The organism is Lachnobacterium bovis (assembly GCF_900111325.1).
In the GTDB taxonomy this organism is placed as follows: Bacteria; Bacillota; Clostridia; order Lachnospirales; family Lachnospiraceae; genus Roseburia; species Roseburia bovis_A.
Window position 1 is genome coordinate 49,864 of record NZ_FOGW01000017.1, and the last position, 8,617, is coordinate 58,480.

At 33.2% G+C, this 8,617-nt stretch carries 6 protein-coding genes and 1 pseudogene; 3 read left to right on the forward strand and 4 right to left on the reverse strand.

Going from position 1 to position 8,617, the window contains the following annotated elements:
• Window positions 1-91 precede the first annotated feature (91 nt).
• From BMY79_RS08320 to BMY79_RS08330, 3 genes are read right to left on the reverse strand one after another with little or no spacing between them, the layout of a single operon-like run.
• A complete protein-coding gene (locus tag BMY79_RS08320) occupies window positions 92-1,510 on the reverse strand; it encodes a HAMP domain-containing sensor histidine kinase (RefSeq protein ID WP_022750241.1) in 1,419 nt (472 codons plus the stop codon).
• Window positions 1,511-1,529: 19 nt separating this feature from the next.
• Complete coding sequence (locus tag BMY79_RS08325) at window positions 1,530-2,237, reverse strand: response regulator transcription factor (RefSeq protein ID WP_022750240.1); 708 nt, start codon at window positions 2,235-2,237, stop codon at window positions 1,530-1,532.
• A gap of 41 nt (window positions 2,238-2,278) precedes the next feature.
• Complete coding sequence (locus tag BMY79_RS08330; protein WP_027422502.1) at window positions 2,279-4,675, reverse strand: endonuclease MutS2; 2,397 nt, start codon at window positions 4,673-4,675, stop codon at window positions 2,279-2,281.
• Between the two features lie 216 nt (window positions 4,676-4,891).
• On the opposite strand from BMY79_RS08330, the gene BMY79_RS08335 reads away from it, so the two are divergent.
• The 3 genes and pseudogenes from BMY79_RS08335 to BMY79_RS08350 all read left to right on the forward strand — a co-directional run.
• On the forward strand, window positions 4,892-5,836 hold the full coding sequence (locus BMY79_RS08335) for a 3'-5' exoribonuclease YhaM family protein (RefSeq protein ID WP_022750237.1): 945 nt from the start codon (window positions 4,892-4,894) through the stop codon (window positions 5,834-5,836).
• A gap of 9 nt (window positions 5,837-5,845) precedes the next feature.
• Window positions 5,846-7,336 (forward strand): 23S rRNA (uracil(1939)-C(5))-methyltransferase RlmD, encoded by a 1,491-nt coding sequence (gene rlmD / locus BMY79_RS08340; RefSeq protein WP_027422501.1) that lies wholly within the window; start codon window positions 5,846-5,848, stop codon window positions 7,334-7,336.
• 724 nt (window positions 7,337-8,060) lie between these two features.
• Window positions 8,061-8,324, forward strand: a pseudogene (locus BMY79_RS08350) (group II intron reverse transcriptase/maturase); the annotation flags it as partial.
• Between the two features lie 95 nt (window positions 8,325-8,419).
• On the opposite strand, the gene BMY79_RS12190 reads toward BMY79_RS08350, so the two are convergent.
• Window positions 8,420-8,617: ATP-binding protein (locus BMY79_RS12190; protein WP_242941490.1), on the reverse strand; the 198-nt coding region annotated here is incomplete at its 5' end.

Sequence of the window (8,617 nt, forward strand, 5' to 3'; positions counted from 1 at the left end):
TGAATAAAATCATAAATCAAATCATAAAATTAATTTTTATAATTAAATTATTCCATCAAATTATCCCATCAAATTATCAAATCAAATAATTTTAGTTTGATTTAGTTAAGGTAAATATAAATTCTGTTCCTGCGCCAAGTGTACTAACCACGTTGATATTTTCTGAGTGGGCATTTATTATGGCTTTGACAATTGATAAACCTAGCCCGGATCCCATTTTATTTTTGCCACGAGAAGAATCTATTTTATAGAAACGATCCCATATTTTCTTTTGGTTCTCAGATGAGATTCCTATTCCGTGATCTTTAATGCTTACAAAAACTTTACCATGTTTTACATAAGTTTCAAAATCAATAGAACTGCCTTCGTGGCTAAATTTAATTGCGTTATCAACTAAGTTGTATATGACTTGTTGAATTTTATCGAAATCGGCCTCAACAAAAAGCGCGCCTGGTTCAAGTTTAGTCTTTATTGATAAGTTTTTGCTTTTTAGGGAGACACCAAAAGCTCGTGTTGTTGCAAGTATTACTTCATTGATATCGAAAGAAGTAATGTTGAGTTTTGGAGCATTTTTACCAAATTGATTTAATTCAAGTAGAGATTCAGTTAATTTAGAAAGTCTATTGGTTTCGTCTAAAATTATTTGTAGATACTGATCTTGAATTTCAACTGGGATGGTGCCATCCATTATAGCTTCAACATATCCTTTGATAGAAGTAAGTGGTGATCTAAAATCGTGTGAAACATTTGAAACAAAAATTCGCTCTTCATCTTCAAGAGTATCAAGCTCTTCGGCCATATAGTCGAGAGTATTTGATAAATATCCTAGTTCATCATTATAGGTATGATTTATTTTTTGGGAATAATCACCTTGAGAGTATGAGTAAACGACTTTCATTATTTCACAAAAACGTCGATATAGCGTAAGTTTTACAAAAAGCAATATAATCCAAAGAATAAAAATCAGTATAATCATTGATTGAAAAATTGTGATCATATAGCAATTTACATCTTCGGCTATTACAGAATCACTCAAATGTACAAGGATGTATCCTTTGGTCTGTTTTGAATGAGTTACCATTTTGCAATAACTTAAAGTGTTATCTGGCATAGTTTTGTCGCAATTGCCATAAACTGCAGGATAAGTGGAGTTAAATTTTGTTTTGTCATCGTAAAAAATATTAGTATTTATCGTACAATCTTTAGTTGTATCTGTTGGTAAATGGGTTATTTTTTTCCCAGTTTTATCAAGTAGCCATATTTCAAGGTTTAAAGATTGACTATAATATTTAGTGTGAATCTCAGCCTCTTTCTTAGAAATTTTATTTTCAAAAAAATTTTTAGCATAATCTTTGTAAATCAAGTTTGAAATATCACAAAGTCGGTTGGCTGCTTGATTTTTTCCAATGATGGTAGTCTTCATTTGAGTATATGTACATAATAAAATAACGGCCACAAGGGTAAATACAATGTTTACAAGTGTGATTTTTTTATAAATAGTAAATTTCATAATCTAGCTCCTAAAAAAATTAATCTGTACTTAATAATTCGAATTTGTATCCAATTCCCCATACTGTTGATATTTTCCAATATTGAGTGTCTCCAAGTTTTTCACGTAAGCGTTTAACATGAACGTCTACGGTTCTTGTGTCGCCGACATAATCATATCCCCAAATATTGTCGAGGAGTTGTTCTCTAGTGAAAACTTGGTTAGGAGCTGATGCAAGGAAGAACAAGAGCTCTAATTCTTTAGGTGGCATTTCTATAGAGTGACCATCATGGATAACCGAATAATTTGTAAGATTGATGCTAAGAAGAGGATATTCAACAATCTTAGAATTAACCGGTTGTGGAGATGGTGAATTAGGAGTGTATCTTCGGAGAACGGCCTTTACTCTAGCAAGTAATTCCTTAGAATCAAAAGGCTTCATTATGTAGTCGTCAGCACCTAATTCTAATCCTAAAACCTTATCAAAAATATCTCCTTTTGCTGAAAGCATAATGATAGGAGTGTCATGTTTTGAACGGATTTCACGACATACTTGGTATCCGTCAACTCCAGGTAACATAATATCTAATAAAATAAGGTTTGGTTTATAAGTGGCGAATTCGCTTAAAGCAGATTCGCCATCAGTTACAATTTTTGTATCATAACATTCTTTGGTTAAATATAGTGAAATAAGTTGAGCGATGTTAGTATCATCATCAACAATTAAAATTTTTTGTTTTGAAACCATATCAATGTACTCCTTTGCACTGTTTATAGTGTGAAATATTTTTAGTCGAATTCGGCAATTGTAACACCAGCATCACCTTCGCCGAATTCTCCAAGGTGATATGATTTTATATATTTTTGACGTTTAAGATAAGCCTGTACAGCTTTTCTGAGTGCGCCAGTACCTTTTCCGTGAACTATTCTAACAGATGATAAATGAGCAATATAAGCATCATCAAGGTATTTATCAAGTACAGCTAGTGCTTCATCTGTTGTCATACCAATTAAGTTTATTTCAGATGAAACATTTGCAGATTTAGACATTTTTATTTTACCAGCTCCGCTAGAATGTTTTTTGCCAGAAGAAATTGGTTTAGAACCAAAAGTTGTGCTTTCATCCTTAACTAGAACAAGGTCACTAATATTTACATTAGAACGTAAAATACCCATTTGAACCTGTAAATCTCCACGCGCATTTGGCAAAGTGTGAACAGTTCCGATTATGTTCATGCTAAGAACTTTTACTTTGTCGCCGATATGAAGGTTCTTAGGAACATTGTTGTTAACAGCTTTTTTCTTTTTTATGTTAGAAAGTTTCTTTTCGTTGTCAGTCATCTTTTGACGAAGAGCTGTTCTTTCACGTTCCATTTGAGCCATAGGAGCAACACCTTTTCCGTATTTGTGGAAATTGCGGATAGTTGTGTCGGCAAGGGTTTTGGCTTCTTGTAAAATTCTAAGTGCTTCTTCATTAGCATCACGAATGATTTTTTGTTTTTTGGCATCAATGTTTTCTTTTTTAGTTTCAAGCTGTTCCTTAAGAGTTTTGATTTCTCGCTTGTAATTTGCAATAGCAATTCTTTCGTTTTCAATAGTTTTACGACTAGTTTCGAGATCTGCAAGTAAATCTTCAAAAGCTTCATCTTGTTGGCCAAGTCGTGATCGAGCATCATCTATAATATTGTCATTTAAGCCAAGTTTTGATGATATGGCAAAAGCATTACTTTTTCCAGGAATACCAATGAGTAATCTATAAGTTGGACTTAAAGTTTCTACATCGAACTCGCAACAAGCGTTTTCTACGTTATCAGATGTTAAAGCGTATACTTTTAATTCGCTGTAGTGAGTAGTTGCCATAGTTGTAGAACCGTATTGAAGGAGCTTATTTAAGATTGCAATTGCTAAAGCAGCACCTTCGGTTGGATCAGTTCCGGCACATAATTCGTCGAATAAAACAAGGCTTTCGCTGTCTGCGTGTTTTAAAATTTCAACAATATTTGTCATATGAGAGGAGAAAGTACTAAGACTTTGTTCAATACTTTGCTCATCACCAATGTCAGCGTATATTTCCTTAAAAATAGCAAGTTCAGAACGGTCAGATGCAGGAATTAATAAACCAGCTTGACCCATTAAGGTTAGAAGACCTACTGTTTTTAAGGAAACTGTTTTACCACCAGTATTTGGACCTGTTACAATTAGTTGATTATAGTCGGAACCAATATGAATATTAATTGGAACGACTTTCTTTTGGTCTAGTAAAGGGTGACGTCCTTTTAAAATATTTATATAACCATTTGTATTAAAAATTGGTTTAGTTCCGTTATAATCTTTTGCTAGGTGTGCCTTTGCAAAAATAAAATCAAGTTCAACTAAGATTTTATAATCTGTAGCAATTGCAACAGAGTAAGATAAAACTTCTTCGCTTAATTTTTGTAAAATTACATTTATTTCTTCTTCTTCTGCTATAAATAATTTTTTTAAATCATTATTTAAATTTACAACAGCCATTGGTTCAATAAAAAGAGTAGAACCGGTTGAAGATTGGTCATGAACCATTCCTGGAACCTGAGATTTATGCTCGGCTTTAACAGGAAGACAATATCTTCCATCACGCATTGTAACTACAGCATCTTGTAGGTAAGAACGTGTAGTAGAATTATTCATAATAGTCATAAGCTGAGCATGAATTCTATCATTCATACCACGTATTTTTTTTCGAATAGACGATAAAGTAGAACTTGCGTCATCTGCAATTTCATTTTCTGAAATGATGCAACGTTTAATTTCATCTGATAAATTTGTGAGTGGTTCAAGACTATCAAATAATGGTGTTAAAGAATCGTCACCAGTATTTGATTCACTTCTTGAGTAAGATTTAGCACGTTTGGCTACTTCAAGTAGAGAACTAATTTTTAAAAGTTCTATAGTATTTAAAGAACCACCTATTTCTATTCTTTTGAGAGAACCATTAATATTAGATACGCCTACAAATGAAAGACGAGAATCTTTAAAAATTCGATTTAACGCATCATTAGTTGTTTCTAAGAGATAATTGATTTTATCGATATCAGTTAGAGGCTTTATCGAAAGACATCTTTTTTTAGCATCAGAAGATGCAGCATAATTAGCAAGAGTGTCTAATATTTTATTGTATTCTAGTGTTTTATAAACTTTCTTATTCATATATTTTTCCTTTTGTATCATTCATAAATTTATTTTTTATAAAAAATTTTATATTTTATTATTAAATTAAAACCTACATTATTATTATATATTATAATTTTAGAATCGAAAAGATTTATATAAGTGAAAAAAATTATATTTTTCTAAAAAGGTTGCATGAAAATATGTTTGCTAATATAATTAGTAGAGAGACAAGATGATATAGTGGAGGATAAAATGAGATATATAGATACACTTCGTGAAGGAGATCAAATACAAGAGATTTATTTATGCAAAAGTAGACAGACTGCATTAACTAAAGGTGGAAAGCCTTATGAGAACGTTATTTTACAGGATAAAACTGGTATTTTAGACGCCAAAATTTGGAATCCAAATGATAGCGGAATCAGAGAGTTTGACAGTTTAGATTATGTAGAAGTAACTGGTAGCATAACGCTTTTTATGGGGAAGAACCAATTATCTATTCGTTCAACAAGAAAAGTGGAAGAAGGAGAGTATGATCCAAGTGATTATTTACCAATTTCACAGAAGAATTTAGATGAAATGTATGGTGAACTTGAAAAAATAATGAATAGTGTTCGTAATCCATATTTAAATAAATTATTACATAGTTTTTTTGATGATCCAGAATTTGTTAAAAGATTTAAATTTCATTCAGCAGCTAAAAGTGTACATCATGGATTCGTTGGAGGCTTATTAGAGCATACATTAGGAGTAACTCAAAATTGTGAGTATTTTGCAAAACAATACCCTATTTTAAATAGAGATTTATTAATTACAGCAGCTATTTTCCATGATATGGGTAAATTAAAGGAAATTTCTAGATTTCCAGAGAACGATTATACAGATGTTGGACAATTATTAGGTCATATTATGATTGGTGCAGAATGGATAGGTGAGCACATTCGTCAAATAGAAGGATTTCCAGTTATACTTGAGAATGAATTAAAACACTGTATTTTAGCACATCATGGAGAGTTAGAATTTGGTTCTCCTAAGAAACCTGCATTAATTGAAGCACTTGCGTTATCATTTGCTGATAATATTGATGCTAAAATGGAAACAGTTAAAGAAATTCTTGATAAGACAGAAGAAGATAATCTTGAATGGCAAGGATTTAATCGTTTATTAGATAGTAATTTTAGAAGAACAAGTAAGTAGGAGAGTTTTATGCAAAAAAACGATATTTTCCAAGTAGAAATAATGGATATAGGCGTAGATGGAGAAGGTATTGGTAAATACGAAGGTATAACTTTTTTTATAAAAGATGCGGTTGTAGGAGATTTGGTAGAAGCCAAAATCACTAAGCTTAAAAAAAATTATGGATATGCTAGAGTTGAAAAAATTATTAAACCTTCATCAGATCGTGTGGAATTAAAATGTAGTATTGCCAAACGATGTGGAGGATGCCAAATACAGCAAGTTTCATATCAAAGACAACTTAAATTTAAAGAAGATAAGGTGAAAAATAATCTTATAAGAATTGGAAAGTTTACTAAAGAAGAAATAGAAAGTGTTTTTGAACCTATAGTTGGAATGGATGACCCATTTAGATATAGAAACAAAGCGCAGTATCCGGTTGGAATGGATAAAGAGGGAAATATTGTAACAGGATTTTATGCACAAAGATCGCATGATATTATTTCAATAGAAAATAATGATTGTAAATTAGGAATTACAGAAAATGCGAAGATTCTTGATTTAGTGAAAGAATATATGCAGGAAAATTCAATCAAACCTTATAATGAGAATACTAAAAAAGGTTTAGTTAGACATATCTTGATTAGAAAAGGTTTTGACACAAATCAAATCATGGTATGCTTGATTATAAATGGTGATATTTTACCAAAACAAGAGAAATTGATTGAAAAACTTAAAGGTATACAGGGAATGACATCAATTTCTATTAACAAAAATAAAGAAAATACAAATGTTATTCTTGGAAAAGAAACAGTTGTAATCTGGGGCGAATCATATATAAAAGATTTTATTACGTTAAATGAAGTAAATAGAGATAAGACGGGTAGAATTTCGTTCCAAAGAACTGATAAAAAAGTTGGTTACCAGATATCGGCTCAATCGTTTTTCCAGGTCAATCCACAGCAGACAGAGAAGCTTTATAGTCTAGCGTTAGATTATGCTGGTTTAAAGGGCGAAGAGAGTGTTTGGGATTTATATTGTGGAATTGGTACTATTTCTTTGTTTTTAGCAAATAAAGCAAAAAATGTTTATGGTGTAGAGATTGTTGAACAAGCAATTGAAGATGCTAAAAGAAATGCTAAGCTAAATAATATAAATAATGCTAAATTTTTCGTTGGAAAAGCGGAAGATGTAATCAGTCAATTTTATCAAAAAAATAATATTGACGGAGATAATACATCAAAGCAATCAATTGATACGTCTGTTGATGAAGAGATGATGAAACCAGATATTATTGTTGTAGATCCACCTAGAAAAGGTTGTGATAATCTTTGTTTGGATACTATACTAAACATGGCACCTCCTAAAATAGTATACGTAAGTTGTGATTCGGCAACATTGGCCCGTGACTTAAGATATTTGTGTGAAGGTGGATATGAGTTGAAGAAGGTTTGTCCAGTGGATCAGTTTGCACAGACGACACATGTCGAGACTGTAGTGTTGCTCACAAGAGTGAACTAATAGAAATCCTTGAATTTACGCACTTTTTCGAGCATTTCACGTTTGATAAGACTGATTATTCTGAGCGTGGAAAGCACATGAAAAAGTATATTCGGGTGGTTGTAGCTGTCGAACTCGTGACAGTAGGTGCAAAAATAGAGCCTACGTCGTGACAGTAGTGCACTACTTGAATATGTCTGATATAAACAAAATAAGAATCGTCGGAAGACGCTTAACTTACAGCATTTCCTGTAAGTTAGGCGTCTTTTTGTTGTGCGCCTAGCGGCGCACGTTTCTTACGGGTTAAAGTCCCGAATCCGCCCGGTAGTGGGAAGGATATAGCCGAAAGCAAGGGTGTCCGCCGCGAGACGGAATCTGAAGGAAGCTGGATGTGAGGAACATACTAACTCACGGGCAAATCTCTGGTCTGACGTACAGAAATCTCATATGAGGTTATGCATGAGGGTAAGGCTGCGGTACAAGTTGAAGCCCAATAACTACACGGAATCATGCATGATAAATGAGGCAGATGGATGGAGAGGAAGAAACGTGTGGTACCTAGGGAGGTCTGTGTGAAACGCTCTGAAAGGAGTAACCACCGTACAAGGTAACGAGGCGGTGCTGAACATGCAGAAGTCAGCAGAGGTCATAGTAGGGATATGGACATGTAAACATGGACATGCTAACCGAAGGACCGAATCAATAGGAGTCTTAAGTATGACCGAGAAAGGAGGAATGACCGTTAATGGTAGAAAACATTGAAGATAATGGCTGTTCGCAAAGAGATAATGCGGAACATGAAGGGTATGCGAAAGCGCTTAGGTCATTCAATCGGATATGGAAAGAAAGAGACAGTGCACAGCCGAAGCTCTTGGAAGCGATACTGTATAAGGACAACTTTAACAGAGCGTATAAAAGAGTTAAGGCAAACAAGGGAGCGCCAGGTATTGATGGTATGACCATTGAAGAGGCACTTCCGTACCTTAAGGAATATCAGCAAGAGTTAACTGTGTTGGAGTCAGGCGAGATTAGCCATTTTTAGACCGGTAGAATTAACCAATTTTAGGACATATAAAAATAGCCAATGTACCTTTTCCTTTCGTTTTACTTATTATTTAATGGTGATAATTCACCAGCTGTTATTGCTACAGTTTCACATTTGCTTCCACGATAGCTGTTTCCTTTAATCATAAAAACCATCGCATCGTCAAATATTCTATCAAGTGCGCAAAGTAAAGAAGAATCTTCTCCGAAGTATTCACCCCATTTATCAGGGCTCTTATTACTTGTAAATATCATATT

Excerpts from the sequence above, each read along its gene's own strand:
- BMY79_RS08330 (WP_027422502.1), bottom strand. The coding sequence starts at position 4,675 with ATGAATAAGAAAGTTTATAAAACACTAGAATACAATAAAATATTAGAC.
- BMY79_RS08335 (WP_022750237.1), top strand. The coding sequence starts at position 4,892 with ATGAGATATATAGATACACTTCGTGAAGGAGATCAAATACAAGAGATT.
- BMY79_RS08320 (WP_022750241.1), bottom strand. The coding sequence starts at position 1,510 with ATGAAATTTACTATTTATAAAAAAATCACACTTGTAAACATTGTATTT.
- BMY79_RS08325 (WP_022750240.1), bottom strand. The coding sequence starts at position 2,237 with ATGGTTTCAAAACAAAAAATTTTAATTGTTGATGATGATACTAACATC.
- rlmD (WP_027422501.1), top strand. The coding sequence starts at position 5,846 with ATGCAAAAAAACGATATTTTCCAAGTAGAAATAATGGATATAGGCGTA.